Origin of the sequence: Chelatococcus albus (genome assembly GCF_030067675.1) — a bacterium.
In the GTDB taxonomy this organism is placed as follows: Bacteria; Pseudomonadota; Alphaproteobacteria; order Rhizobiales; family Beijerinckiaceae; genus Chelatococcus_A; species Chelatococcus_A albus.
In genome coordinates, this window is the sequence record NZ_JASJEV010000007.1 from 181,372 (window position 1) to 205,791 (window position 24,420).

The following is a 24,420-nucleotide window of genomic DNA, read 5'->3' on the forward strand; positions in this document are numbered from 1 at the left end:
CGGGCCGCATGCCCGAGGCCATCGGGTGCGCGTCGCGCCGGACACCGCGTGTCCCGCGCGAGCCTGCTGTCCATCCGTGACGGCGGGTGGTTCCCGCGCGAGCCTTCTCCAGGTTCTCCCGGAGGCCGGGTCAGCGGCTGTCCGGCGCGAAGGGGCCGCCCTGGCGGCCGTTCCGGGAGCGATCCCGGTTCTCGCGCGGGCCCGGCGGGCGCCGGTCGCAGGGCCGCTCAGGCGGGGCGCGTGTAGAGATCCTTGTAGGTGTCACGCAGGACGTTCTTCTGCACCTTGCCCATGGTGTTGCGCGGCAGTTCGGGCACGACGATGACCTTCTTCGGCTGCTTGAACCTGGCGAGCCGGCCTTCGAGCGCCCTGACGATGGCGGCGGCGTCGACGGTCGCGCCCTTGGCCGGCACGACGACCGCGGTCACCCCCTCGCCGAAATCGGGATGGGCGACGCCGATCACCGCGCTCTCCTCGACGCCGGGCAGCGCGTCGATCTCGCTCTCCACCTCCTTGGGATAGACGTTGTAGCCGCCGGTGATGATGAGGTCCTTGCCGCGGCCGACGATGTGCACGTAGCCGCGCTCGTCGATCCTGCCGAGGTCGCCGGTGATGAAGAAGCCGTCGGGGCGGAACTCGGCCCTGGTCTTCTCCGGGTTGCGCCAGTAGCCCTTGAAGACGTTGGGACCCTTGACCTCGATCATGCCGATCTCGCCCTGCGGGAGCGCCGCCCCCGTCTCGGGGTCGACGACGCGCAGGCTCACGCCCGGCAGGGGGAAGCCCACGGTGCCCGCCACCCGCTCCCCGTCGTAGGGGTTCGAGGTGTTCATGTTGGTTTCCGTCATGCCGTAGCGTTCCAGGATGGCGTGGCCGGTGCGCGCCCGCCACTCCCGGTGCGTGTCGGCCAGCAACGGCGCCGAGCCGGAGACGAAGAGGCGCATGTGTCTCGTCGTCTCGGGCGTGAGGCCCGGATGCTGCAGCAGGCGCACGTAGAAGGTCGGCACGCCCATCATGGCGGTCGCCCGCGGCATGAGGCGCATGATCTCGTCGGCGTCGAAGCGCGGCAGGAAGATCATTCCGGCGCCGGCGGCGAGCACCACGTTGGTGGCCACGAAGAGGCCGTGCGTGTGGAAGATCGGCAGGGCGTGCAGGAGCACGTCGTCGCGCGTGAAGCGCCAGCAGTCGGTGAGCGTCAGCGCGTTCGACAGGAGATTGTCGTGGCTGAGCATGGCGCCCTTCGAGCGCCCGGTGGTGCCCGAGGTGTAGAGAATGGCGGCGAGGTCGTCGGGGCCGCGCGCGACATCCGCGAAGCGCGCTGGCTGCGTGGCGGCGAGCGCGGTCAGGCTGCCCCGGCCGGCGGCGTCGAGCGTGTCGACCCTGGCGCCGTAGCGGGCCGCGACCGCCTCGATGCCCTCGCGCCTGGCGGGATCGCAGACGACGAGGGCGGGCTCTGCGTCACCGATGAAATAGTCGAGCTCGGCGAGCGTATAGGCCGTGTTGAGCGGCAGGAAGACGGCGCCGGCGCGGGTGCAGGCGAGATAGAGCATGACGGCTTCCGGGCTCTTCTCCACCTGCACCGCGACGCGATCCCCCGGCGCCACGCCGCGGGCGGCGAGCGCGTTGGCGAGCCGGGCCGTGCCGTCGACGAGATCGCCGTAGGTGATGACGCTGCCGTCGGCCTTCTCGATGAAGGTCCTGCCCGGCTCGGGCATGCGCGCGCTGAGGGCGGAGAACAGGTAGGACGCCATGGCTTCCTTCGATCTGGTGTGGTTCAGTCTGTCGGGATGAGCGTGACGGCGCGCGAGGGCGCGTTGTTCTTCAAGAGCTTGCGCACGGCCGAGGAGGCGATGACCTCGCCGGCGGCGGCGAAGGCCTCGTGGTTCTTCTCGATGTCCTCGAGGGCGTAGAGGTAGTTGACCATGAGGCCGTGGGCCTGTTCGAGGCCCTTCGGCGAGGTATCGCCGAGGAAGTCGAGGCGCTCGAGGCGGGCGCCGTTGCCGAGGTGGAAGCGCGCCACGGGATCGACCGGGCGCCCCTTCGGCGTCTTGGCCTTGAGGAAATACCAGGCCGCGGCGGCCATCAGCACCTTGCGCAGGCGCTCGGCCTTCTCGGCATCCTCGTGCCAGCCGGGCTCGTCGAGGAGCCGCAGCGTCGCCTTCGCGTCGGCGTCCAGCGCGTCAGAGGCCTCCGCCTGGCGCTCGCGCTTCAGCCAGGCGGCGAAGCCGGGCACGGGCGAGAGGGTGACGAAGGTCTTGAGATTGGGCAATTCGCGCTTCAGGTCCTCGACCACCTGCTTGATGAGGAAATTGCCGAAGGAGACGCCGGCGAGGCCCTTCTGCGTGTTGGAGATGGAATAGAAGACGGCGGTCGTCGCCTCGCGCGCCGCGATCGGCGTGCGCTTCCTGGCCAGCAGCGGCGCGATGGCGCCGGGGATCTCGCCCGTCAGCGCCACTTCCACGAAGATCAGCGGCTCGTCCACGAGTTGCGGGTGGAAGAAGGCGAAGCAGCGGCGGTCCGGCGGCTCCAGCCGGCCGCGCAGGTCGTCCCAGTCGCGGATCTCGTGCACCGCCTCGTAGCGGATGATCTTTTCGAGGATGTTGGCGGGCGTCGTCCAGTCTATGGGCTTCAGCACGAGAAACCCCCGGTTGAACCACGACGAGAAGAGGTGGACGAAATCCTCGTCCACGATCCGCAGATCGGGCCGCGCGGACAGATGCGCAAGGAGCTCCTCGCGCATGCGCACCAGGGCCGCCGTACCCCCGGGCGCGAGGTTGAGGCGGCGCATCAGCTCCTGCCGGCGCGCCTCGGCGGCGGTGTGGAGGGCGTGCAGGTTGGCCTCGCTCGGCTCCTTGCGATAGGCCTCGATGGCCTTCTCGACCAGGGAACGGTCGGCGCCGAAGCGCTCCGCCAGCGCCGTGAGGAAGGACAGCCGCCCCGCAAGCGGAGCGGCGGCGTAGCTGTCGAGCACGGCGCGCGCCAGCGCCACGCCCGAGGCCTCGCCGCGCCCCGACAGGAGATGCTCGCCGAGCTCCACCACGTTGCCCCGCGCCACCACGTCCCGCGGCAGGCCGAGGATCGCCCGGCCGCGGTCGGTGAGGGTCTGCAGGAGGTCGTTGAAGAAGGACGTCGGCATCGGCTCTCTCCTCGGGCGCGAGCCCGCAACTGCCCCTCCCCTACCGACCCTTGCCCATGACGAGGTCGGGCAGGGAGGTGGCGATCTCCGGGAAGATACAGATAAGCACGACGGCGAGCGCCATCAGGATGACGAAGGGCACCGTGCCCCAGATGACCTCCCTGAGGGGGATGTCCGGCGCGATGTTCTTGATGACGAAGATGTTGAGCCCGAGGGGCGGATGGATGAGCCCCATCTCCATGACGATGGTCATGACCACGCCGAACCAGACGAGGTCGAAGCCCGCCGCCTTCAGCGGCGGCAGGACGATCGGCGCCGTCATGAGGATGATCGACACCGGCGGCAGGAAGAAGCCGAGCACCACGACGAGCAGCAGGATCGCCGCCAGCAGGAGCCACTTCGACAGGTGCAGCGACACGATCCACTGCGCCGCCGCCTGGCTGATGTGCAGATAGCTCATCACGTAGGAATAGAGGAGCGACATGCCGATGATCATCATCAGCATCGTCGCCTCGCGCAGTGTCGAGGTGAGGATCGGCCCAAGGTCGCGCGGGGTCCACACGCCGTAGATGGCGGCGATGAGCACGAGCGCGAGAACGCCGCCGAGGCCCGCCGTCTCCGACGGCGTCGCATAGCCGCCGTAGAGCGCGATCATGACGCCCGTGAGCAGCACGACGAAGGGCAGCACGCGCGGCAGCACGGCGAGCTTGTCGGCGAGGCTGTAGCGCTCCTGGCGCAGGATCTCGGAGCCGGCGCCGCCCGCCTCGTAGGCCTGTCTGGCGAGCGCGTACTCCCGGCGGAAGCGCAGCATGGCATAGCCGGCGAAGAGGGCGACGAGCAGCAGGCCCGGGCCGATGCCGGCGAGGAACAGGCGCCCGAGCGACTGCTCCGCCGCCACCGCGTAGAGGATCATGGTGATCGACGGCGGCAGGAGGATGCCGAGCGTGCCGCCGGCGGCGATGATGCCCGCCGCGAAGCCGCCGGAATAGCCGCGCTTGCGCATCTCCGGGATGCCGGCCGAGCCGATGGCCGAGCAGGTGGCGGGCGAGGAGCCGGCCATGGCGGCGAAGAGCGCGCAGGCGAAGACATTGGCAATGCCGAGGCCGCCGGGAATGCGGTGCATCCAGGCGTGCAGCGCCGAATAGAGGTCCTGGCCGGCGCGCGACTTGCCGATGGCCGCGCCCTTCAGGATGAAGAGCGGGATCGACAGGAGCGTGATGGAAGCCATCTCCTCGTAGACGTTCTGCGTCACCGTATCGAGCGACGCCGACGGCATGAAGAAGACCATGAAGAGGACGGCGACGGCACCGAGCGCGAAGGCGATCGGCATGCCGGAGAACATGACGGCGAGCGTCGTCCCGCCGTACATGAGACCGATGGCGAGCGTGCTCATGGCCGGCGCTCCGCGGAAAGGAAGGCGAGGATCTGCAGGAGGATCTGCAGCGAGAGCAGCGTCATGCCCGCGGCCATCACCGAGTAGGGGATCCACAGGGGCGGCGCCCAGGTGGAGGAGGAGACCTGCCCGTCCACCCAGGCCTCGTGCCACAGCGTCCACGACTTCCAGGCGAAGAAGGCGCAGAAGATGAAGCTCGCCAGATCGACGGCGAGCAGACGCAGGCGGTTGGCGCGCGGCGACAGGAAGCCCGTCAGGGCCTCGATGCCGACGTGCCCACGCCGCTCCTGCACATGCGCCGAGGACAGGAAGGTCGCGCCGACGAGGAGGAACACCGACGCCTCGTCCTGCCAGTAGGTCGGAGCCTTGAACAGATAGCGGACGAGGACGCTGTAGCTCAGGATGACGCTCGCCACGACGAGCGCGACCGAGGACGACAGGACGACGAGGCGGTTGAGGACGGCGAGCGACCGGGCGAGCGCCGCGACGAGCGGATGGCCCGTCGCGACCGGCTCGACGCCCCCCGCGGCCTCGGCGAGTTCGAAGCCGTGGCTCATGCCTGGACATCCCCGGCAAGCTTGATGAACTTGGCGCAGTGGGGCGTCTTGTCGCCGTAGTCCTTCCACGCGGTGACGCGGGCGATGGCCCGCCATTTCTCGACGGTGGCGTCGTCGAGATCGTGGATCCTGGCGCCGGCATTCTCGTACACCTTGGCGACGGTCACGTCGTCGGCCATGGCCGCCGCGACGCCGAAAGCCTCCATCTCGGCGCCCACGGCGAGGAGCGTGTCCTGCTGATCCTTGGGCAGCTTGTCGAACACCGCCTTCGACACGAGGAGCGGCTCGAGCATGTACCAGTAGGCCTTGCCGCGCCCGGTCGTGAGATGCTTCGCCAGTTCCTCCAGGCGGAAGGAGATGAGGCTCGTCGAGGAGGTGATGCCGGCGTCGCAGGCGCCCGTCTGCATGGCGGCGTAGAGCTCGTTCGACGGCAGCGACAGGACGGCCGCGCCCGCCGCCTGCAGCACGAGATCCATCTCGCGCGAGCCGCCGCGCACCTTCATGCCGCGCGCGTCCTCCGGGGCGACGAGCGGCTTCTCGCGGCTCGCCACGCCGCCCGCCTGCCACAACCAGGTGAGGATCATGACGCCCTTGGAGGCGAGGAAGTCGCCGAATTCCCTGCCGATGGGCGCCGTCTTCCAGGCCATGCCCTGCCTGTAGCTCGAGACGAGGCCCGGCATGAGGCCGATGTTGCACTCCGGCACCTCGCCGCCGGCGTAGGAGATCGGGTAGAGCGACATGTCGAGGGCGCCCTTGCGCAGGGCCGCGAACTGGGCGTTCGTCTTCATCAGCGACGAGCCCGGATAGACCTCGGCCTTGAGCGCCCCGCCGGTGCGCTTCTCCACCTCCGCCGCGAATTTCCGGCACAGGCGATCGCGGAAATCCCCCTCGTCCAGCGAGCCGCCGGGAAACTGGTGGGAGATCTTGAGCGTGGTCGCCGCCGCGGCGCTGCCGCCGAAGCGCAGGACGGCCGGGGCCGCGAGGGCGCCGGCGAGGACGTGCCGCCGAGTAAGTGCCATGGTGTTTCCTCCGATTGCCGTGCGCGGGCACGGCCGGCCTCTGGGGACCGTTGCGCCTATCGAAGGCCGAACTTGTATGGAGTGTCAATAGAGTTGTATACAATCACATCGGGATTGTAGACGACGCGCATGAGCACCAGGACAGCGAAGCGCCGGCACGACCTGCGCGAGACGCTCGAGAACGAGATCGCCACGGGCGCGCTGAAGGCGGGCGAGCGCCTCGACGAGATGTCGCTCGCCAAGCGCTTCGGCGTGTCGCGCACGCCCATCCGCGAGGCCCTGCTGCAGCTCGCCTCGACCGGGCTCGTCGAGATCCGGCCGCACCGCGGCGCCGTCGTCGCCGCGGTGGGACCGTCGCGGCTCATGGAGATGTTCGAGGTCATGGCCGAGATCGAGGCCATGTGCGGGCGCCTCGCCGCCCGTCGCCTCACGGCCGCCGATCTCGCCACCCTGCGCACGGCCCAGGAAGAGTGCCGGGCGGCCGCCGGGAACGGCGACGAGGGCGCCTACTACCTCGCCAACGAGCGTTTCCACCACGCCATCTACCGGGCGAGCCGCAACGGCTTCCTCGCCGAGCAGGCGGCAGCGCTGCACCGGCGGCTGAAGCCCTACCGGCGCCTGCAGCTCAAGGTGCGCAACAGGATGATGGCCTCCCTCGCCGAGCACGAGGCGATTCTCGCCGCGCTCGCGGACGGCGACGGCGAGCGGGCGGCCGGGGAACTGCGCGCGCATATCGTCGTGCAGGGCGAGCGTTTCGCCGACCTGCTCGCCTCCCTCGCCGACACCCTCGCCCCGCACGGGAACTGACGGCCCCGCCCCTCCCGTCCTGTCCCGGGTCGCCCGCGCGGCCGGTCGCCCGTGCGGGAAGCAAGCACCCCGCCCGTCTACGTCAATACCACCGCACAACCCCATCTCGCGACGGCTGCAATTTTCGCGAGAAGATTCATCTTTCGTTACGTCCTTGCCCGTAAAACTTTACACAAGGCGTCCGCCTCGGAGCCTCCGGAGGCCATGTCCCGCCATGCCGCGTAGCGCCCTTGTCCCGACATTGCTGTGTTTGGCGACGATCCCGGCCGCTGCCGGCGAATTGTCGATCGTCGGCACGGGCGACGGCATCGAACTTCTTCGCGCGATCGGAGCCGCCTACAGTGCCGCCCATCCGCAGACGACGATCGTCGTTCCGCCCAGCATCGGCTCGGGCGGGGCGATCGTGGCGGTTGGGTCAGACAAGGAGGTCCTCGGCCGCGTGGCGCGCCCGCTCACGGCCTCGGAGAAGGCGCAGGGGCTCGTCGCGACGGCCCTCGTGCGCCTGCCGTCGGCCTTCTTCGTGCACCCCTCGGCGCGGGTCGACGCGCTCACGGCCGCGCAGATCGCGGACATCTACGGCGGCGGCCGCATCACCAACTGGAAGGACGTCGGCGGCGCCGACCTCAAGATCCGGGTCGTGCGCCGCGAGGACGCGGACAGCACGCTGATGGCGCTTCGCGCCGCCATGCCGGGCTGGAAGGACCTGCGGATCACCGACAGGTCGAAGACCGCGCTCACGACGCAGGACGCGATCGACACGGTCAGGCAGGTCGAGGGCGCCATCGGCTTCGCTCCCTACACGCGGCAGCTCGAGCAGGGAACGGTGGTGCTGAAGGTCGACGGCCGCTTCCCGACCGACGCCGATTTCCCGAGCGCGGTGACGGTCTCCTTCATTCACAAGGAAGACACCGTCACGCCGGAGGCGCGCGACTTCCTGGCCTTCGCCCGTTCGGCGGCGGCCCGCGCGCTCATCTCCACCCTGGGAGGCGTCCCGGCGACACAGTGAGGCCCGCGTGAAGCCGCTCCGATCCTTCAGCGCCAAGCTCATCGCGGTGACCCTCGCCACCGCCGCGATCGCCTTTGCGACACTCACAGGCCTGACGGCCCTGCGCCTCGACCAGGGCCTGAGGCAGCAGGCGGCCGAACTCGGCCGCCTGTCCGAGGCGAAGCTCGCCGAGCGGCTCGACGGCGAGGCGAAGCTGGCGCGGGCGCGCCTGCAGACCATCTTCGACAACGTCGCCCGCCGCCTCAACGCCATCACGCGGCAGGCGGACGTGGCCCGGGCGGTGTCCTCGGGCAATGTCGTGGCCATCAGCGAGCTGCTCGGCCGCGTGATCGACAATGCCGATCTCGACGGCATCCTCGTCGTCGACACGCAGATGCACCCCCTCGGCGCGCACGACATCGGGATCGACCTGCTGGCGGCGAACGAGGCCCTGCGCACGAGCCGCCTCGCCAGCGAGATCATGCCGCTCCTGCGGGAGAATGACCGCCGCAAGCCCCGGATCCTGCAGAAGCTCGTGATGCTCGACCCGACGCTCGCCACGGCGGTGGGCGGGCGCGCCGCGAACGTCGCGACGGCCATCGTCGTCGAGCCGCTGTTCGACGATTTCGGCGAGGTCTTCGCCGCTTTCGTCGCCCATCGCACCCTGAAGCCGGTCGAGCAGGCGCTGAGCGACTTTTCCATGATGACGAGCCTCGGCGTCGTCGTGCTCGCCGGCAACCGGCCCGTGTCCTGGGCCGGTGTCGGCGGGCCGGACACGCGCCTGATGCCCGCGGCCGACTCGCCGCTCGCCCACTCCGCCGACGGCCGCTTCGTCGCGCGCTGCATCGCCTTCGCGCTCGACCTGCGCGTGTGCACGCTCGCGCCGGTGTCGGAGGTGAACGGCCTGCGCGACGAGATGGTGCGCATCGGCGCGGCGCAGGGGCGCTCCCTGATGGCCTGGCTCGGCGGCCTCGCGGTCCTGTCGCTGGCGCTCTTTGCCCTCATCGCCCTCGTCGCCTCGCGGCAGATCACCCGGCCGCTGCGGCAGATCACCGGGGCCGTGGGCGCGCTCGCGCAGGGCGACTGGCGGAGCAAGGTCGAGGGCGCAGGGCGCCGCGACGAGATCGGTGACATCGCGCGCGCCGTGCTCGTGCTGCAACGCTCGCTCGAGGAGCGCGACCGCCTGCGCACGGACGTCGCCATCGCCGAGACGGTGAAGCTGCGGCGCGAGACGCTGGAGACGGCGATCCAGCATTTCGACCGGACCATGCGCACGGTGCTCGCGAGCGTCGGCGAGAGTGTCGAGAGCTTGGACGCCACGGCGCATGAGCTTGCCGACGTGTCGGTGGCGGCGGAGCGGGAGGCGGCCGAGGCCGTCGAAGCCTCCGAGACCACCGTCGCGAGCGTCGCCGTCGTGCGCGACGCCACCGAGCGCTTCAGCACGTCGATCGCCGAGATCGCCGGCAAGGTGAAGGAGACGACCGAGGTCATTCTCGGCGGCAACGCCGTGGCCCGCGAGGCCACGCGCAAGGTCGACGGCCTCACCGGAGCGGCCAAGGAGATCGGCGCCGTCATCCGGCTCATCGACGAGATCGCGTCGCAGACGAACCTGCTCGCCCTCAACGCCACCATCGAGGCGGCGCGGGCCGGGGAATCCGGCAAGGGCTTCGCGGTCGTCGCCAACGAGGTCAAGGCCCTCGCCGGCCAGACGGCCAAGGCCACGGAGGAGATCGCCACGAAGGTCGCGGCCATCCAGGGCGCGACGGGCGAGGCGGTCGCCGCCATCGAGGTGATCGCCCGCACGCTCGCCGACGTGCTCGCCCATACGAGCGCCATATCCACCGCCGTCGAGCGTCAGAACCTCGCCACCCACGAGATCTCGGGCAGCGTCGCCACCGCCTCGCGCGGCACGATGAGCCTTTCGGCGAGCGTGGAACGGCTCAAGACGACGATCGGCGGCGCCCGTGGCGCCTCGGTGCAGGTGGTCGCGACCGCGACCCAGATGGCCGAGGAGGCACGGCGGCTCGACGAGACCGTCAAGTCCTTTCTCGACGAGGTGGGAGCGTAAGGGCCGGGCCCCGCGCGCCCCGCATCCCTCACGCCCGACCGCCCTCCGCACGCCCGTCCCGGCGGGGCCGCCGGCGCGGCGGTGAACCGGAGCTCCGCGCCGGCGAGAATGCGCTGTTTCCAGGAAACGCTCTAGAGCACTTCCCGATTCAACTGAACCGGGAGGCGCATCTATCTTTTTGAGAATAGAGCATTTTCTTCGCCGAACCGGCGACCACCTCGGCGGAAAATGCTCTAGCGGCGGCCGGAGGAGCGCGGGCCGAAGAGCGTCGTCTGCAAGGGGCGGCGCGGCGCGGCGACGGCCGGCTGGCCGGCGCCCCGCTCCCCGGCGGCAGCCTCGGCGGGACGCGGGTCGAGGCGCGCGGGGCGCGGCGACAGGGGCGCTCCGGCCTCGGCGGAAGACCCGGGCGCGCGCAGGAGCCGCGCCACCCGGCCGACCAGCGAGACGCGCTGCGTGCCTGGCAGGAAGGGATCGGCGAAGCAGAAGGCGCCGGCGGCGAGCGCCTTGCGCTTGACCGCCTCCACGAGCCCCGGCGCGCCGGCCACGTAGACCATGTCCTGCGGCCCGAGGGAGGGCAGGTAGTTGGTCGGCCGCCCGAGCCGCACGTCGCCCGCGGCGTCGGCCTCGCTCGTCATGATGATCTCGCGCACGCCGTGCTCGCGCAGCCAGTCGAGCGAGCGGCGCATGTAGAGACCGGACAGGTCCCGCGCCCCGACGACGACGACGATGTCGCGGCCGGGCTGCGTGAGGCAGGCCTCGCGCGCCACGGCCCAGATGGGCGCCCAGCCGGTTCCGCCGGCGACGAGGACGAGCAGGCCGTCGCCCCGGCGGAAGAAGGCATGGCCGAAGGGGCCCCTCACCTGCACCTTGTGTCCGACGCCGATCGCCCCGCCGAGGGCCGAGGAGACGGCGCCGTCGGCCAGCACCCGCACGTGCAGCACGAGTTCGCGCGGATCGAGGCCGCCGTCGGCGCGTGGCGCCGGGCTGTAGTCGCGGGCCGGAAAGCCCGCGAAGGCGACACTCGCATATTGCCCGGGCAGATAGGTCAGGGGCTCGCGCAGGCGAAGGGCGACCTCCACCACCTCCGGCGACAGGCGCCTGAGGGAGGCCACCTGGCCGGCGCGCTTCACGACCGCCGGCACCTCGTCGAAGGCGATGGCGGCATCGCCGGCGAGCGTGGCGAGGCAGGCGAGCACCGTGTCCCCCTCCCCGGTGCCCTGGTCGTCGACGGAACCGGCGACCACGCGCACGCGGCAGGTCTCGCACTGCCCCGAGCAGCAGTCGTGCGGCACGAGGATCCGGCCGCCCAGGGCGGCATCCACCAGCGTCTCGCCGATGCCGGCCCGGATCGTGTGGCCGTTGATGGTGAGGGTGCACTTGGCGCTCATCGGGGCACCTGCGCGATGCGGACAGGGACGGGCGGCGAAGGCGGGATGCCCGGGCCGGGCGGGATCAGCGGAGTTCGAGCCGCACGGGGCGCATGTGGCGCGTGTGGCGGGTCTGTGTGTGGTCGAAGACGGCGACCCACATGTAGAGCGGCTCGCCGGGGAGGAAGTCGACGTCGTACCTGCTGCCCGTCGCCAGCCTGCGCGTGGCCTCGAGCGTCCACCAGCCGTCCTTCCATCTGGCGCTGCCGCGCACGTCGGCGCGGTCACCGGAATATTCGCCCATGATGAGCACACCCGGGATGACGGTGCCGACGGGGATCGCCGCGTCGACCTCCGGTGAATAGGGCACGCTCTCGGCCTCCGTCATCCACCAGCGCGCCCCCTCCCCGTCGCTCGAATTGGGGTCGAGATCGAATGTCCCGAGGGCCTGCCGCGTCGCCGCGAGGTCCTTCGGCAGGCGCTGCACGCCGACGGGGCCGCGGTAGCCGCCCGGCGGCTCGGTCCGGTAGTTGTAGGCATAGAAGGCGCGGCCGGGGTCGCCCGTGTAGCCGCCCTGGTAGCGGGCCGTGCGGTCCCAGTCCTTCGGCGTCGGCTCGAGCGGCGGGCCGATGAACTGGTCGTCGACATGGCCGAGGAGACCGCCGCGCGAGGCCTTCCACTGCCACATGTCGATGATGCTGCCGTCGGTCGTGTAGTGCAGCCCGCGATCGTTGAGCGCCGGCGGCCTGTCGGCGAGGGGCCGCGGCCCCAGATGCGTCCCTCCGCCGCCCCCGAAGGCGTTGGAGCGGGAGAAGATCACGGAGAACTTGTCCTCATAGAAGTCGATGACGTCGGCGCGGTCGGCCCGGCCGTCCACCATGTGCCAGCCGTCGGCCTTCTTGACGAGCGGCAGGCGGCGCAGGGACCGCGTCGGGTCCTGCCAGCGGAAGGCGAAATGGATCGCCTGCCCGTCGTGCACCGCCCGCACCTCGACCGTCGACTCGCCACGGCCGCCGAGCCCCGTGCCCTGCTGGGTGAGGATCGACACCGCCCGGGACGCCTTCCACGCCGGATCGTCGAGCACGCCGTCGAGCACGGGCGCCTGCCCGACCCGGATGATGGGCAGCAGGTCGCGCGTCGACCAGTCGAGCCCGGCGAGCGCCGCCGCCACGCCCGCGCCCACGAGGCCCGCGACAAGGAGAGGCCGCGGCCGCACCGCCGCCGTCACGACGAGGGCGCTCGGCCGGAAGAGGCGCAGCAGCTGGCCCCAGCCGCCGTAGCCGTAGTGCGCCAGGACATGCACGAGGATGTAGACGAGGGTGGCGAGCGCCGCGACCGTGTGCACGGGCACGATCCAGCCGCCGTGGCCGAGGTAGAGGGCGACGCCGCTTGCCGTCAGCACGATCACAAGGCCGTAGAGGGTCCAGTGCAGGGCGACGTTGACCGCGCCCCAGCGCAGGCGGTTCGCCGCCGGGAGCTGGAAGACGCGCAGCTTCTTGAGCGCCACCCGGCGTTCGAGGCCGCTGCGCCGGAGGTAGACGACATAGGCACCGGCGGCGAAGAAGAGCGTAAGCCCCGCAACGACATGGACCGTCCAGACCTCGCCCTGCGGCAGGACCGGCGAAAGGGCCCTGGAGATCACCGCCTCCGGCGCGTCCGCCGCGATGCGCAGCCCGGTGACGAGGCTCGCCACCATCGCCACCGCCGTCAGCCAGTGCAGGAGGATGGTGCCGACGTCGCTGCGCGGCGGCCCCGACCGCGGGCTCCGCCCCACGGTCCACCCGGCCGACCCGGCCGCAGGTCGCCTGCTGCCCGGTGCGAAACCCACAGACTCGCCGGACAGGCCGTCCCTCGCGTGACCGATGTCCGCCATGACCCTACAGTCCCCCCGCGCCGCAGTGCGCACGTGATCGCCGATGGAGGATACCCAGGTTCGTGGGTATTTGATCCAGATTGGAATCAAATTGTTTGGGAATGCTTAACGTTAAGCATGCGTTAAAAGAAGGGGGCCGTCCCGGGCGCCTGCCCGGCACGGGGCAGCGATCGGAAAGCAAGATCCGGGCCTCCGCCCGCCCGCGGCCCGCATCGCGGCGGCCGGCGCCGCGAAACGGACGACAAATCACACAATCAACAGATATTTATCCTGTATTGCCAACATGGACGCGTATTTTTCGCAGATCATGTCCATATCTTGTGCAAGTCGATCCGGCATCGACGATATGCAGACGCGACAAAATGCTGCCCTCGGCAAGGCCATTAACCCTTTGATTCTCCGTTCGAGTGAGTATCCTCGCGCCGTCAGATCAGTCGCACGACCGATCTGGCAAGGGAGGATCAGAAGAGGAGGTCTGCAATGGCCAAGCAAGAGACCTCGATCGAGTCAGCCCATCGCGTCAAATTGCCCGAGATGGACTGGGAGGACCTCACCGAACCTGGCGCCTATGTCGAAATCGGCACCGGTGACCTCTATCGGTTCCCCAAGGAGGCCCTGATCCAGGGCGGCTCCCCGTTGGTCACCAAGGAGAGCCATGGCGCGTCCAGGCTCGTCCAGGTCAGCAAGGATCCCTATGTGACGACGATGAAGGCGCGGCTCCTGTGCGCGCAGCACAATATCGAGCCGAACTTCTGATTCCGCTTCCCGCCGCGTTCGAGATGATCCGGCCACCCAGGAAGCGTGAGCGAACGCCCCGTTCCCGGGGCGTTCGTGTTGGCGCAACCGGCAGCGGCGGGAGGCCGCGTCAGCCTTCGCCGGTGTCCGGCGTGAGGCCCGCCGCCCGGATGCCGGCAACGGCCGCCGTCTCGTCATTGTCCGAGGTGTCGCCCGACACGCCGACGGCGCCGACGAGCTCGCCGGTCGCCTCGCGCACGAGCACGCCACCGGGCACGGGCACGAGCGAGCCGCCGACCGCCTGGGTTGCGGCGGCGATGAAATGCGGGCGCTCCACCGCCATGCGGGCGATGGCGCGGCTGCCGAGCCCCAGCGCCAGCGCGCCGTTCGCCTTGCCGAGCGCGATCTCGCCGCGTTTGAGGCTCGTCCCGTCCTGGGCGGCGAAGGCCTTCAGCGCGCCGCGCGCATCGACGAGCGCGACCGCGAGCGGCTTGAAGCCCTTCTCGGCGGCCGCGGCAAGGGCGGCCGACAGGATGGTCTGGGCGGCGTCGAGTGTCAGCGCGGTCATGGAGGCTCCCCGGAAGCACGCGAAGGTCGCCCAAGGCTGCCGCATCACGGCCGGCGCGTTAAGCCCCGGCGGCGGAAAGACACCTCATCCGAAACGATCGGGCCTCAAGGCGGCGGCGACGGCGGCGAGATCCCCTGCGACGGGATCGCCGAGGAGGACGGCGGCCGCCGCGCGGAGAGCGCCGGCGGCCCGCGGGCGTGCCTCGGAAGGGACGCAACGCGGGCCTACTCGGCGATGACGGGCTCGGTCGCGCCGGGCGAGGCCGGCACGTGGCGGGTGAGGGCGGCGCGATGGAAGACGGGGTTCTGCTCCGGCTCCAGGCAGAAGAAGAGTTCGCCGCGCGCCGGCACCATGACGATCGTCGCCGTGGTGCCGGTGATGATGCCGGGCCACTCCTCCTGCGGCAGGGTCAGCACGCTGTCGGGCGCACCCCAGCGATCGAGCAGCGCGCTCATGACGTCAGTGGCGCGAAGGGTGCCGTGGCGGTCGCGCAGGAGGCGCGCGAGCCGCGCCTCGCGGCTCAGGGAATCGGGGTAGAGGGCGACGCCCTTGTCGAAGAGCCTGGCGAGCGCCCCGGGGCTGCGGAAATGATTGGCATGGGTGAGCAGGCCATCGGCCGGCGGCAGCCAGAAGACCTCCCGCGGCGTCGTCTCGAGGTCGATCGCCTCGCCGGCGGCGTGGGAGAGGAGCACGTTGTTGGCGCAGCCGCGCGGCGAATGGTAGACGGCGCGCAGGGCCTCGGCGAAGCTCGCCGCCGCGAGGATCTTGCGGCGGATGAGCGACATGGGCAGGCCCCGCTCGGGCAGCGGCACGTCGCTCTGCAGCGAATTGCCGGTGACGGCGATGCCGGCGGAATTCAGCCCGCAGCGCGCGAGCCCGCCCGCCTCGACGAAGGTGAGGAGCTCGTGCTCCCCCTCGCGCAGGCGCAGGAGCACGACCGTCTCGCGCGCCTCGATCATCCAGTCCCAGTTCTGGGCGTGGATGACGCGGCGGTCGGCGCTCGCCTCCGGCAGGACGACGACGCCCGTGCAACCGTCCTCGGCTCCCGCGCGCTGCGCCGCCCTTCCGGGCCCAGGCTCCGCGACGTCGGCCACCTTGCGCCCCATGCGGTGCAGGATCTCGGAGCGGGCATTGATGATGACCACGCCTTCCAGGGGTACGCCGGCGCCTTCGGCGATGCCGCGCATCTCCTCGGCGAGCAGGGGCTCCGTTGCCGCGATCTCGCCGAAACAGGGCCCCGCCGCGGCGAGGGCGTCGGTCCAGGCGACGCCGCGGCTGTGCATGCCGCGGCGGTAGAGCTCCACGCCGCGCGCCACGCGCTCGGCCGCCGCCTTGCCGTAGGCGTAGCCGCGTTCGGCGGGGCCGCCGGTGACATCGATGAGAGGAATCGGCAGGGTCATGCGTCCACCGTCTCGCGCATCTCGTTCGCCTCGTCGAAACGCCATTTCAGGCGCACGCCCCCGTCCCCGGCCGTCTCCAGGGCCGGAATGGCCGAGAGGAGCCGCCGCGTGTAGGCGTCACGCGGGGCATCGAAGATCGCGTCGCGCGTGCCCTCCTCCACGATCCGGCCGTCGCGCATGACGATCACGCGGTCGGCCACCTGCTCGACGACGCCCAGGTCGTGGCTGATGAACAGGCAGGAGAAGCCGTGGCGCTGCTGCAGCTCGGCGAAGAGGTCGAGCACCTGCGCGCGCACGGTGACGTCGAGGGCCGACACCGGCTCGTCGGCGATGACGAAGCTCGGCCGGCGCGCGACGGCGCGGGCGATGGCGATGCGCTGGCGCTGGCCGCCGGAGAGCTCGTGCGGATAGCGGTCGGCGAAACCCTCGCCGAGGCCGACCTCGGCGAGCACCTCGGCCACGCGCGCCTGCCGCGCCGCGGCATCCATGCCGGGCGCGTGGCGCAGCGCCTCGCCGACGAGCGCGCCAACGGTCATGCGCGGGTCGAGCGAGGAATAGGGGTCCTGGAAGACCATCTGGCAGTTGAGCCGGTAGTCCCAGAAGCCCGCCTCGCCCTTCGCGATCGGCCTGCCGTCGAACAGGATTTCGCCGCCGGAGGGCTTCAGGAGACCGGCGATGGCGCGGCCGAGCGTGGTCTTGCCCGAGCCCGAGCCGCCGACGACAGCGACCACCTCGCGCGGCCGCACGGCGAGGCTGACGCCGTGGAGGGCGCGCTTCGGCGCCTCCTTGCGGAAGAAGCCCTGGCGGCCGCCGTAGTCGACGACGAGGTCGCGCACGGCGACGATCGGCGTCTCGGCCGGCGGCAGGCGGCGCGCCGGCAGACGGCGCGGCATGGCGGCGAGGAGCTTCCTCGTATAGGGATGCCGCGGCCGGCGGAGCAGCTCCTCCGTGCGCCCCTGCTCCACGATGTCGCCCTTCGCCATGACGATGACGCGGTCGGTGAAGCGCGCCACCATCGCCAGGTCGTGGCTGATCATCAGCACGGCCGTGCCGTTGGCGCGCGTGAGCTCGACCATGAGCTCGAGCACGTCGCGCTGCACCACGGCGTCGAGCGCCGTCGTCGGCTCGTCGGCGATCAGCAGCGCCGGCTGCAGCAGCATCACCGAGGCGAGCATGATACGCTGGCGCATGCCGCCGGAGAACTGGTGCGGATAGGCGGCGAGCGCCCCTTCCGGGTCGCGGATGCCGACGCGCGCCAGCATGTCGAGGACGAGGCGGCGGCGCTCGCCCGCATCGAGCGCGCGGTGCAGCACGAGGCCTTCCTCGAGCTGGCGGCCGATGGTCATCGAGGGATTGAGCGAGGTCATCGGCTCCTGGAAGACCATGCCGACGCGCGCGCCGCGCATGGCGCGCAGCTCCTGCGGCGCCATGGCCGTGACCTCGCGGCCGTCGAAGCGGATGGAGCCGGAGGTGCGCCGGATCGCCGAGGGTTCGAGGCCCATGACCGCGCGCGCCGCGAGCGTCTTGCCGGAGCCGGATTCGCCGACGATGCCGACGATCTCGCCGGCGGCGACGGACAGGCTCACGCCCTTGACGACGCACAGCCCCGTATGCGCCACGGCGAGGGTCAGGTTCTCGACTTCGAGGAGGGTCTGGCGGGCTAGCATCACACACCCCTCATGCGCGGGTCGAGCTTGTCGCGGACGGCATCGCCGAGGAGATTGATGCCAAGGAGCGTCAGCGAGATGCACAGGCCGGGGAAGATGCCGAGCCAGGCCGCCTGGGCGATGAACGGGCGGCTGCCGGCGAGCATGTTGCCCCAGGTCGGCGCCGGCGGCGGCACGCCGAGGCCGAGGAAGGAAAGCGCGCTCTCGGCGAGCAGCACCCAGCCGAACATGGAGGTGGCGAGCACCGTGAGCGGTGCGACGCAGTTCGGCAGCACGTGCCGCGCCATCGTGTAGAGCTCGGAATTGCCCATGACGCGCGAGGCCTCGATGAACTCCTTCTCGCGCAGCGACAGCACGGTGCCACGCACGATGCGCGCCACGGACGGCGTATAGGCGAGGCCAAGCGCGACGATGATGCCGTACTTGTTGGCGCCGACGACGGCGAGCAGGCCGAGGGCGAGCAGGATGCCGGGGAAGGCGAGCAGCGCGTCGTTGAAGGCCATGACGATGCGGTCCACCCAGCCCCGGACATAGCCCGTGAAGATGCCGAGCGCCGTGCCGGCCGTGATGGCGAAGCCGACGGTGAGCAGGCTGATCCAGACGCTCGTCGCCGCGCCCGCCATCAGGCGGCTCAGCACGTCGCGGCCGAACTCGTCGGTGCCGAGGAGATGCGCCGCGCCGGGTGCGCCGAGCTTCGCCCTGAAGTCGAGCGCCAGCGGATCGTGGGGCGTCCACAGGGCGCCGAGCGCGGCGGCCACGGCAAGGCCGCCGATGAGCGCGCCGCCGATGAGTGCATTGGGAGCCGGGAGCTTCATTCCGCCGTCACCCTCGGATCGAAGACGGGATAGAACAGATCGACGATCAGGTTCACGACGACGTAGGTGAAGGCCACGAAGAGCAGGCAGCCCTGGATCACCGGGTAGTCGCGCGCGAAGATCGAATCGACAAGGAGCCGGCCGAGGCCGGGGATGGTGAACACCGTCTCGACGACCGCGATGCCGCCGAGGAGATTGCCGAGCACGAGGCCGATCAGCGTCCACGTCGGGCCGAAGGCGTTCTTGAAGGCGTGCCGCCACAGGACGGCCGCCTCGGGCAGGCCCTTGGCGCGGGCATGGGTGATGTAGTCGAGACGCAGCACCTCGAGCGTCGAGGCGCGCGCCATGCGCATGACGACGCCGATCTCGTGCAGGAACAGCGTCATCACCGGCATGACCAGATAGAGGAGGCCGCGCGTCGCATCCTCGGCGATCGAGACATAGCCGACGACAGGCAGCCATTCGAGCTCAAGGCCGAAGAAGAGCAGCAGCAGCAGCCCGAGCCAGAAGGTCGGCACCGAGAGGAGCAGCGTCGCGGCGCCGACGAGGGCGATGTCGGCAAGGCTGTTCTGCCGCCAGGCGGCGACCATGCCGGCCGGCACGGCGACGAGGCTCGCGAAGAGCACGGCGACCAGCACGATCTGCGCGCTCACCCAGAAGCGGCCGACGATGAGCGGCAGCACCGGCTGGCCGGAGGTGATCGACAGGCCGAGGTCGCCGGCGAGTACGTTGCCGAACCAGATGGCGAACTGCACCGGCAGGCTGTGGTCGAGCCCGAGCCGCCGGCGCAGGTCCGCGAGGCTCGCGGGATCGGCGAGATCACCGAGCATCAGGGCCGCCGGGTCGCCGGGGATGAGCCGGATCAGCACGAAGACCGATACCGCGACGATGAAGAGCGTCGGCAGGGCCATCGCGATCCGGGTGAGGGCAAATCGTAGCATTGCGGAACTCCCGCCCAACCTGCGCGCCGGCCTCAATCGCCGACGGAGACTTCCCAGAGCCGGGGCTTCGAGGCGACCCACGGCGCATAGCCGCGGACGCGCCTGGCCACCGCCGTCGTGTCCACGGCATTGTAGAGGAAGACGAGCGGTGCATCGGCGAGCATCAGGCGGTGCAGCTCGCCGAAGATCGCGCGGCGCTCCGCCTCGTCGGCGACGAGCGAGGCCTTCTCGATCAGCTCCTGGGCCTTCGGATTGTCCCAGACCTTGCTCGGGAACCTGTCCTTCGGGCCAAAGAACTGGTTGTAGCTCTGGGCGGGGTCGAGACGCGCCGAATAGGTGAAGGACATCATCTGGAAGTTGCCCTTCGTGTAGCGGTCGAGCTGGGTCGCCCATTCCAGCACTTCGATCTCGGCCCTGATGCCGGCGGCCTGCAGCATCGCCTGCGCCACGACCGCGGCGGGATAGCTCGGCACGCTCGAGCGCTTGTTGGCGATGAGCCTGATCGTCTCGCCCCTGTAGCCGGCCTCGGCGAGCAGCGCCCTCGCCCGGGCGGGGTCGTGGGTGTAGCCCCGCCGGTGCGCCTCGTCATGATAGGCGGAGGTGACGTAGACCGCCGAGCCGTTCGGCCGGCCGAGCCCGTTCGAGACGTGGCCGACGAGCTGCGGCAGGTCGAGGGCGGCGGCGATCGCCTGGCGCAGCTTGACGTTGCCGAGGAGCGGGTCGCGCGTCTGGAAGAGGAAGGCGTGTTTCGTCGCGGTCGGCGCTGTCTTCACCTCGATGGCCCTGCTCTTCGACAGCTCGGGAATGTCGTCGTCGGGGATGTCGGCGATGTCGAGCGCGCCGGAGAGAAGGCCCGCCTTGACCGTGGCGGCGTCCGCGATCGTGACGAACTTCACCTCCTGCACCAGCGGCCGCTTGGCCCCGACATAGCCGTCACGCCGCTCGCCCGGCGGCGAGACATAGGCGTCGAAGCGCCGGAGGGTGACATATTCGCCCCGCCGCCACTCGCCGAGCCTGAAGGGGCCGGTGCCCACCGGCCGGTCCCAGCTGCCGTCCGGTCTCACCGAGTCCCTGTGCAGCACGGCGGTCATGGCGCAGTCCGTGCGCGCCAGGGTGTCGAGGAAGAGGGCGCTCGGCTTCTCGAGCGTCATGGAGAACGTGTAGGGGTCCGGCGCGGCGACCCCCGTGACCCTGAGGCCCTGCCGGCCGTCGAATTCGGGCCGGCAGCGCCAGTCGGTCTTCGGATCCATGTAGCGGTTCCAGCTCCACAGCACGTCGGCGGAGGTCATCTCCGCGCCGTTATGGAAGGTCACGCCCCGGCGCAGCTTGAAGGTGTAGGTGAGCCCGTCGGCCGCGGTCGACACGGATTCGGCGAGCAGCGGCGCGACCGTGCCGTTCTCGCGGTAGCCAACGAGCCCCTCCACCACGTGCAGGATGACCGCATCCGTGTTGTCGTCGCGGTTGACGCCCGGATTGGTGGAGCGGATGTCGGCATTGAGCGCCACCGTCACGGTCTCGGCCGCGGCCGCGGCCGGGACAGCCGTGCACAGGACAGCCGCGCACAGCGAGAAGGCCAGTCGTTTCATCGGTATCCCCTCCGGTTCATTCCCCTCCGCGCCCGGCGGTTCTTGTCTGTCGTGGCGGGTCCTTCCCATTGCCCGGCAGTCCTAGGCCTGCCGCGCCGCCGCCCGCCGCTCGCGCAGGACGGCGGCGAAGAAGTCCTTCACCGGGGCGAGGCAGCGCTGTCCGTCGTGCGCCGTGTTGGGCACGAGGTCGAAACGCACCGGGATGCCCGCCGCCTCGAAGGAGCGGCGCAGGCTCGCGAGCCGCTCCGGCCGCGTCCGGCCGGCGTCGTTGGCGCCCTCCATCCAGTGGCGTCCGCCCGGCTGGTGCGTGATCTCCCAGGTTTCGAGATCGGCCGCACCGACCACCATCTGCACCGGCACCTGCCGCATGGCCGCAAGGTCGAGGTCGCGGCCGAAGAGCGCGCCGATGTTGCGCACGCCCACCCACCAGTCGCGCTCGGGGTCGAGCAGCGTCACCGAGCCCGGCGCCCCGACGGAGGCCGCCCACAGCCGCTCGGGATGCAGGATGAGGAAGCGGTGGGTGAAGTGCCCGCCGCCGGAATAGCCGAAGAGGGCGAAGCGCTCGAAGGCGCAGCCGTACCTCTCGCCGACCTCCTCCACCATGGCGAGGAGCACGCGGTCGTAGCGGATGTCGCCCTCCTGCATGTACTTGTAGCCGTTGCGGTTCCCGTCCCCGAGCACGCCGACGGGGAAGAGCGGCGCAAGCACGATGCAGTTGTTCCAGCGGCCGAACTCGGCCATGGCGTCGCGGTAGGCCGTGAAGGTGCGCCCCGTGCCGTGCATCGCCACGACGAGCTCCGGCGCCTCCCCGCCCCTGCCGACGGCGGGCGGCACGTAAAGGCAATAGGAAAAGCGCGGGTCGCGCCGGCAGGCGAAGACGGTCGTGCGTTCGAGATCGTAGAGGGCGCGCGCCCGGGCCTCACCGTCGACGGCCCCACCCGCCGGCGCTGCGTCCGCCTGCTCCTGCCCCAAGGTCGCGACAACCGGACGGTTCATGATCACCCTCGCTATTGGCGATAAAATTGGCGCCAATTATGTTGCATGGACAGGCCGGCCCCGCAAGCGCTAGAGCATCTTCCGCCGAAATGGACGCCGGCCTGGCGGGGAACCGAAGGTCCGCACCAGAGAAAATGCTCTGTTCTCAAAGAGATGGATGCGCTTCCCGATTCAATTGAATCGGCGGGCGCTCCAGCGATACCGGCCTGGGAGGCCCGATGAGCACAGCCCGACGCAAGACCAGGCGCGCCCTCGCCGACGAGATCGCCGAAGCCATCCGCCTCGGCGCCTTCCGCCCCGGCGAGTGGCTGCGCCAGATCGACCTCGAGGAGAAGTTCCGCGCCACGCGCTTCGACGTGCGCACGGCGCTCAACGAGCTCGTCGTGCGCAAGGCCATCGAGCACGTGCCGAACCGCGGCCACCGCGTCGCCGAGATCGATGTGGAGACGCTCAAGGCCCTGCGCGAGGTGCGCGTGCTCATCGAGACGGCGGCGGTGCCGGCCATCGTCGCGCGGATCGACGCGGCGACGCTCGCCCGCCTCGACGATCTGGCGCGGGCCTTCGGCGCGGCGGTCGAGACGGGCACGCGCGCCGAGCAGAGCCGGATCAACAGCGACTTCCATCACCTCATGTACCGCCTGAGCGGCAACCCCGTTCTGGAGGAGCTGATCTGGAACCTGCGCGACCGCGCGCGCGGCTCCACCCTCACCTTCTGGCCCTCGCACGAGGCCCTGCGGCGCAGTGACCGGGACCATCACGCCATGGTCGCGGCGCTCGCGGCGCGCGATGCGGAGGAGCTCGCCCGCCTCGTCGCCGCCCATATCCTCAAGGACGATCCCTGAGGCCGGCGGACCGGGGCCCGGCGAGGCGCCGCCCCGGCGCCGGCGCGGCCGTCAGTCGGCGAGCCGCACCTCCCACAGCCGCGGCTTGGCGGCGATGCCGGAGACATAGCCCTCGAGGCGCCTGGAGAAGGCCGCGGCGGTGACCGTGTTGTAGAGCATGATCATCGGCGCATCGGCGATGAAGTGCCTGTGCAGTTCATCGAAGATCTTCTGCCGCTCGGCCCTGTCGGAGATGACCATGGCCTTCTCGATGAGCGCCTGGGCATAGGTATTGTCCCACACCTTGCGCGGCTGCTTGTCCTTGGGGCCCGAGACGGATTCGAAGCTCAGCGCCGGATCGAGCCGCCCCGAATAGGGGAAGGCCATCATCTGGTAGTTGCCCTTCTGGTAGCGGTCGAGCTGCGTCGCCCACTCCAGGACCTCGATCGTCACGTTGAGGCCGACGGCCTGCAGCATGGCCTGCGCCACCACGGCCGAGTCGAAGCTCGACGGGTAGCGCTTGTTGGCGAGCATGACGATGGGCTCGCCCTTGTAGCCGGCCTCGGCCACGAGCTTCTTCGCCCTGGCGGGATCGAAGCTGTAACCCTTGGCCTGCACGGGCGTGTAGTAGGCCGAGGGCGTCGGCACGACGGAATTGTTGGGCTTGCCGAGCCCGTCCGTCACCGCCGCCACGATCTGCGGCGTGTCGATGGCAGCGGCGATCGCCTGGCGCAGCTTGACGTTGGAGAGGAGCGGGTCGCGCGTCTGCATGAGCAGGGTAACGAGGCCCGTGGTGATGGACACGTCGACATTGACCTTCGGGCTCGCCTTCACCTCGGCCACGTCCGAGTTGCCCAGGTCCGGGATGAGGTCGATGTCGCCGCGCAGGAGCGCCGCCTTGGCGGTGGAGGAATCCGGGATGACGACGAAGCGCACCTCCTCGACGAGGGGCGCCTTGCCACCCGTATAGCCGTCGCGCGGGCCGCCGCGGTTGGCGTAGGCATCGAAGCGCGTCACACGCACATATTCGCCGCGCCTCCATTCGGCGAACCGGTAGGGGCCGGTGCCGATCGGTTCCTTGAAGCTGCCGTCGGCATTGAGGGAATCCCTGTGGAGGATGCCCGTCATGGCGCAGTCCGTGCGGGCGAGCGTGTCGAGGAAGAGCGCGCTCGGCTTGTTGATGGTCATGACGACCGTGTGCTCGTCCGGCGCGGTGACCGACAGCACCTTGAGGCCGTTGCGGCCGTCGACCTCCGGCAGGCAGCGCCAGTCGGTCCTGGGGTCCGTGTAGCGCTGCCAGTTCCACAGGACGTCGGCCGCCGTGAGCTCGGCGCCGTTGTGGAACCTCACGCCCTTGCGCAACTTGAAGGTGTAGGTGAGCCCGTCGGCCGAGACGTCGACGCTCCCGGCGAGGAGCGGCTTGACCAGCGCGTCCTCGCCGTAGGCCACGAGGCCCTCGACGACGTGCAGCATCACCGCATCCGTGTTGTCGTCGCGGTTGACGCCCGGATTGATCGAGCGGATGTCGGCCTTCAGCGCCACCTTCACCGTGGAGGCGGCCTCGGCCGGGGCGCCCGCCACGAGGGCTGCGCCGGTCAGCAAGGCGGCCGCCGCCCAGGTCCTGCGTCTGGTCATCACTTTCCCCTCCGGAGTGCGAAGCTGTTCTTGCTCTTGTCCGTCAGACGTTTC

Annotated in this window: 20 protein-coding genes; 5 read left to right on the forward strand and 15 right to left on the reverse strand. The window is 70.5% G+C overall.

Annotation, left to right across the window (positions count from 1 at the left end; genetic code table 11):
• Positions 1-227: 227 nt before the first annotated feature.
• The 5 genes from QNA08_RS12780 to dctP are packed head-to-tail and all read right to left on the reverse strand — an operon-like array spanning position 228 to position 6,102.
• Positions 228-1,748: a malonate--CoA ligase gene (locus QNA08_RS12780; RefSeq protein ID WP_283741096.1), complete on the reverse strand. Its 1,521-nt coding sequence runs from the start codon at positions 1,746-1,748 to the stop codon at positions 228-230.
• Between the two features lie 23 nt (positions 1,749-1,771).
• Complete coding sequence (locus QNA08_RS12785; RefSeq protein WP_283741097.1) at positions 1,772-3,133, reverse strand: malonyl-CoA decarboxylase; 1,362 nt, start codon at positions 3,131-3,133, stop codon at positions 1,772-1,774.
• 40 nt (positions 3,134-3,173) lie between these two features.
• On the reverse strand, positions 3,174-4,526 hold the full coding sequence (locus QNA08_RS12790) for a TRAP transporter large permease (protein WP_283741098.1): 1,353 nt from the start codon (positions 4,524-4,526) through the stop codon (positions 3,174-3,176).
• Positions 4,523-5,083 carry a TRAP transporter small permease gene (locus tag QNA08_RS12795; RefSeq protein WP_283741099.1) on the reverse strand — a complete coding sequence of 187 codons (561 nt, stop codon included), beginning with the start codon at positions 5,081-5,083 and terminating at the stop codon, positions 4,523-4,525. Before QNA08_RS12795 ends, QNA08_RS12790 begins: the two co-directional genes overlap by 4 nt.
• The gene (gene dctP, locus QNA08_RS12800; RefSeq protein ID WP_283741100.1) at positions 5,080-6,102 is read right to left on the reverse strand and encodes a TRAP transporter substrate-binding protein DctP; all 1,023 of its coding nucleotides are present in this window, start codon (positions 6,100-6,102) and stop codon (positions 5,080-5,082) included. The genes QNA08_RS12795 and dctP overlap by 4 nt, the downstream gene beginning before the upstream one ends.
• A 129-nt stretch (positions 6,103-6,231) precedes the next feature.
• Here dctP and QNA08_RS12805 point away from each other — a divergent pair, with 129 nt between their 5' ends.
• The 3 genes from QNA08_RS12805 to QNA08_RS12815 all read left to right on the forward strand — a co-directional run bounded on the left by QNA08_RS12805 (position 6,232) and on the right by QNA08_RS12815 (position 9,962).
• Positions 6,232-6,909, forward strand: a complete 678-nt coding sequence (locus QNA08_RS12805) for a GntR family transcriptional regulator (protein WP_283741101.1) — start codon at positions 6,232-6,234, stop codon at positions 6,907-6,909.
• A gap of 250 nt (positions 6,910-7,159) precedes the next feature.
• The gene (locus QNA08_RS12810; RefSeq protein WP_340322089.1) at positions 7,160-7,915 is read left to right on the forward strand and encodes a PstS family phosphate ABC transporter substrate-binding protein; all 756 of its coding nucleotides are present in this window, start codon (positions 7,160-7,162) and stop codon (positions 7,913-7,915) included.
• 7 nt (positions 7,916-7,922) lie between these two features.
• Positions 7,923-9,962 (forward strand): methyl-accepting chemotaxis protein, encoded by a 2,040-nt coding sequence (locus QNA08_RS12815; RefSeq protein ID WP_283741103.1) that lies wholly within the window; start codon positions 7,923-7,925, stop codon positions 9,960-9,962.
• A gap of 233 nt (positions 9,963-10,195) precedes the next feature.
• Here the strand turns inward: QNA08_RS12815 and QNA08_RS12820 are convergent, their stop codons facing one another.
• Together QNA08_RS12820 and QNA08_RS12825 are read right to left on the reverse strand one after the other, a co-directional pair.
• Positions 10,196-11,350 carry a 2Fe-2S iron-sulfur cluster-binding protein gene (locus tag QNA08_RS12820; RefSeq protein ID WP_283741104.1) on the reverse strand — a complete coding sequence of 385 codons (1,155 nt, stop codon included), beginning with the start codon at positions 11,348-11,350 and terminating at the stop codon, positions 10,196-10,198.
• 64 nt (positions 11,351-11,414) lie between these two features.
• On the reverse strand, positions 11,415-13,103 hold the full coding sequence (locus QNA08_RS12825) for an ethylbenzene dehydrogenase-related protein (RefSeq protein ID WP_283741105.1): 1,689 nt from the start codon (positions 13,101-13,103) through the stop codon (positions 11,415-11,417).
• Between the two features lie 579 nt (positions 13,104-13,682).
• Between QNA08_RS12825 and QNA08_RS12830 the strand changes: the two genes are divergently transcribed.
• Positions 13,683-13,958 carry a hypothetical protein gene (locus tag QNA08_RS12830; protein WP_283741106.1) on the forward strand — a complete coding sequence of 92 codons (276 nt, stop codon included), beginning with the start codon at positions 13,683-13,685 and terminating at the stop codon, positions 13,956-13,958.
• 109 nt (positions 13,959-14,067) lie between these two features.
• Here QNA08_RS12830 and QNA08_RS12835 read toward each other — a convergent pair whose 3' ends face one another.
• From QNA08_RS12835 to QNA08_RS12865, 7 genes are all read right to left on the reverse strand, one after another.
• Positions 14,068-14,505, reverse strand: coding sequence for a GlcG/HbpS family heme-binding protein (locus tag QNA08_RS12835; protein WP_283741107.1), 438 nt, complete (start codon positions 14,503-14,505; stop codon positions 14,068-14,070).
• Positions 14,506-14,729: 224 nt separating this feature from the next.
• On the reverse strand, positions 14,730-15,905 hold the full coding sequence (locus QNA08_RS12840; protein ID WP_283741108.1) for a C45 family autoproteolytic acyltransferase/hydrolase: 1,176 nt from the start codon (positions 15,903-15,905) through the stop codon (positions 14,730-14,732).
• A complete protein-coding gene (locus QNA08_RS12845; RefSeq protein WP_283741109.1) occupies positions 15,902-17,572 on the reverse strand; it encodes an ABC transporter ATP-binding protein in 1,671 nt (556 codons plus the stop codon). The genes QNA08_RS12840 and QNA08_RS12845 overlap by 4 nt, the downstream gene beginning before the upstream one ends.
• Positions 17,572-18,387: an ABC transporter permease gene (locus tag QNA08_RS12850; RefSeq protein WP_283741110.1), complete on the reverse strand. Its 816-nt coding sequence runs from the start codon at positions 18,385-18,387 to the stop codon at positions 17,572-17,574. The genes QNA08_RS12845 and QNA08_RS12850 overlap by 1 nt, the downstream gene beginning before the upstream one ends.
• Positions 18,384-19,328, reverse strand: coding sequence for an ABC transporter permease (locus QNA08_RS12855; protein WP_283741111.1), 945 nt, complete (start codon positions 19,326-19,328; stop codon positions 18,384-18,386). The genes QNA08_RS12850 and QNA08_RS12855 overlap by 4 nt, the downstream gene beginning before the upstream one ends.
• Positions 19,329-19,360: 32 nt before the next feature.
• A complete protein-coding gene (locus QNA08_RS12860) occupies positions 19,361-20,914 on the reverse strand; it encodes an ABC transporter substrate-binding protein (protein WP_283741112.1) in 1,554 nt (517 codons plus the stop codon).
• Positions 20,915-20,995: 81 nt separating this feature from the next.
• The gene (locus QNA08_RS12865; RefSeq protein ID WP_283741113.1) at positions 20,996-21,910 is read right to left on the reverse strand and encodes an alpha/beta hydrolase family protein; all 915 of its coding nucleotides are present in this window, start codon (positions 21,908-21,910) and stop codon (positions 20,996-20,998) included.
• Positions 21,911-22,128: 218 nt separating this feature from the next.
• Between QNA08_RS12865 and QNA08_RS12870 the strand changes: the two genes are divergently transcribed.
• Positions 22,129-22,752: a GntR family transcriptional regulator gene (locus QNA08_RS12870; protein WP_283741114.1), complete on the forward strand. Its 624-nt coding sequence runs from the start codon at positions 22,129-22,131 to the stop codon at positions 22,750-22,752.
• 51 nt (positions 22,753-22,803) lie between these two features.
• Here the strand turns inward: QNA08_RS12870 and QNA08_RS12875 are convergent, their stop codons facing one another.
• A complete protein-coding gene (locus tag QNA08_RS12875) occupies positions 22,804-24,366 on the reverse strand; it encodes an ABC transporter substrate-binding protein (protein ID WP_283741115.1) in 1,563 nt (520 codons plus the stop codon).
• Between the last annotated feature and the right edge of the window lie 54 nt (positions 24,367-24,420).

What these genes read in the sequence shown, in the direction of transcription:
- QNA08_RS12780 (WP_283741096.1), bottom strand. Translation starts at nt 1,748, where the DNA reads ATGGCGTCCTACCTGTTCTCCGCCCTCAGCGCGCGCATGCCCGAGCCG.
- QNA08_RS12785 (WP_283741097.1), bottom strand. Translation starts at nt 3,133, where the DNA reads ATGCCGACGTCCTTCTTCAACGACCTCCTGCAGACCCTCACCGACCGC.
- QNA08_RS12790 (WP_283741098.1), bottom strand. Translation starts at nt 4,526, where the DNA reads ATGAGCACGCTCGCCATCGGTCTCATGTACGGCGGGACGACGCTCGCC.
- QNA08_RS12795 (WP_283741099.1), bottom strand. Translation starts at nt 5,083, where the DNA reads ATGAGCCACGGCTTCGAACTCGCCGAGGCCGCGGGGGGCGTCGAGCCG.
- dctP (WP_283741100.1), bottom strand. Translation starts at nt 6,102, where the DNA reads ATGGCACTTACTCGGCGGCACGTCCTCGCCGGCGCCCTCGCGGCCCCG.
- QNA08_RS12805 (WP_283741101.1), top strand. Translation starts at nt 6,232, where the DNA reads ATGAGCACCAGGACAGCGAAGCGCCGGCACGACCTGCGCGAGACGCTC.
- QNA08_RS12820 (WP_283741104.1), bottom strand. Translation starts at nt 11,350, where the DNA reads ATGAGCGCCAAGTGCACCCTCACCATCAACGGCCACACGATCCGGGCC.
- QNA08_RS12830 (WP_283741106.1), top strand. Translation starts at nt 13,683, where the DNA reads ATGGCCAAGCAAGAGACCTCGATCGAGTCAGCCCATCGCGTCAAATTG.
- QNA08_RS12835 (WP_283741107.1), bottom strand. Translation starts at nt 14,505, where the DNA reads ATGACCGCGCTGACACTCGACGCCGCCCAGACCATCCTGTCGGCCGCC.
- QNA08_RS12840 (WP_283741108.1), bottom strand. Translation starts at nt 15,905, where the DNA reads ATGACCCTGCCGATTCCTCTCATCGATGTCACCGGCGGCCCCGCCGAA.
- QNA08_RS12845 (WP_283741109.1), bottom strand. Translation starts at nt 17,572, where the DNA reads ATGCTAGCCCGCCAGACCCTCCTCGAAGTCGAGAACCTGACCCTCGCC.
- QNA08_RS12850 (WP_283741110.1), bottom strand. Translation starts at nt 18,387, where the DNA reads ATGAAGCTCCCGGCTCCCAATGCACTCATCGGCGGCGCGCTCATCGGC.
- QNA08_RS12855 (WP_283741111.1), bottom strand. Translation starts at nt 19,328, where the DNA reads ATGCTACGATTTGCCCTCACCCGGATCGCGATGGCCCTGCCGACGCTC.
- QNA08_RS12860 (WP_283741112.1), bottom strand. Translation starts at nt 20,914, where the DNA reads ATGAAACGACTGGCCTTCTCGCTGTGCGCGGCTGTCCTGTGCACGGCT.
- QNA08_RS12865 (WP_283741113.1), bottom strand. Translation starts at nt 21,910, where the DNA reads ATGAACCGTCCGGTTGTCGCGACCTTGGGGCAGGAGCAGGCGGACGCA.
- QNA08_RS12870 (WP_283741114.1), top strand. Translation starts at nt 22,129, where the DNA reads ATGAGCACAGCCCGACGCAAGACCAGGCGCGCCCTCGCCGACGAGATC.
- QNA08_RS12875 (WP_283741115.1), bottom strand. Translation starts at nt 24,366, where the DNA reads ATGACCAGACGCAGGACCTGGGCGGCGGCCGCCTTGCTGACCGGCGCA.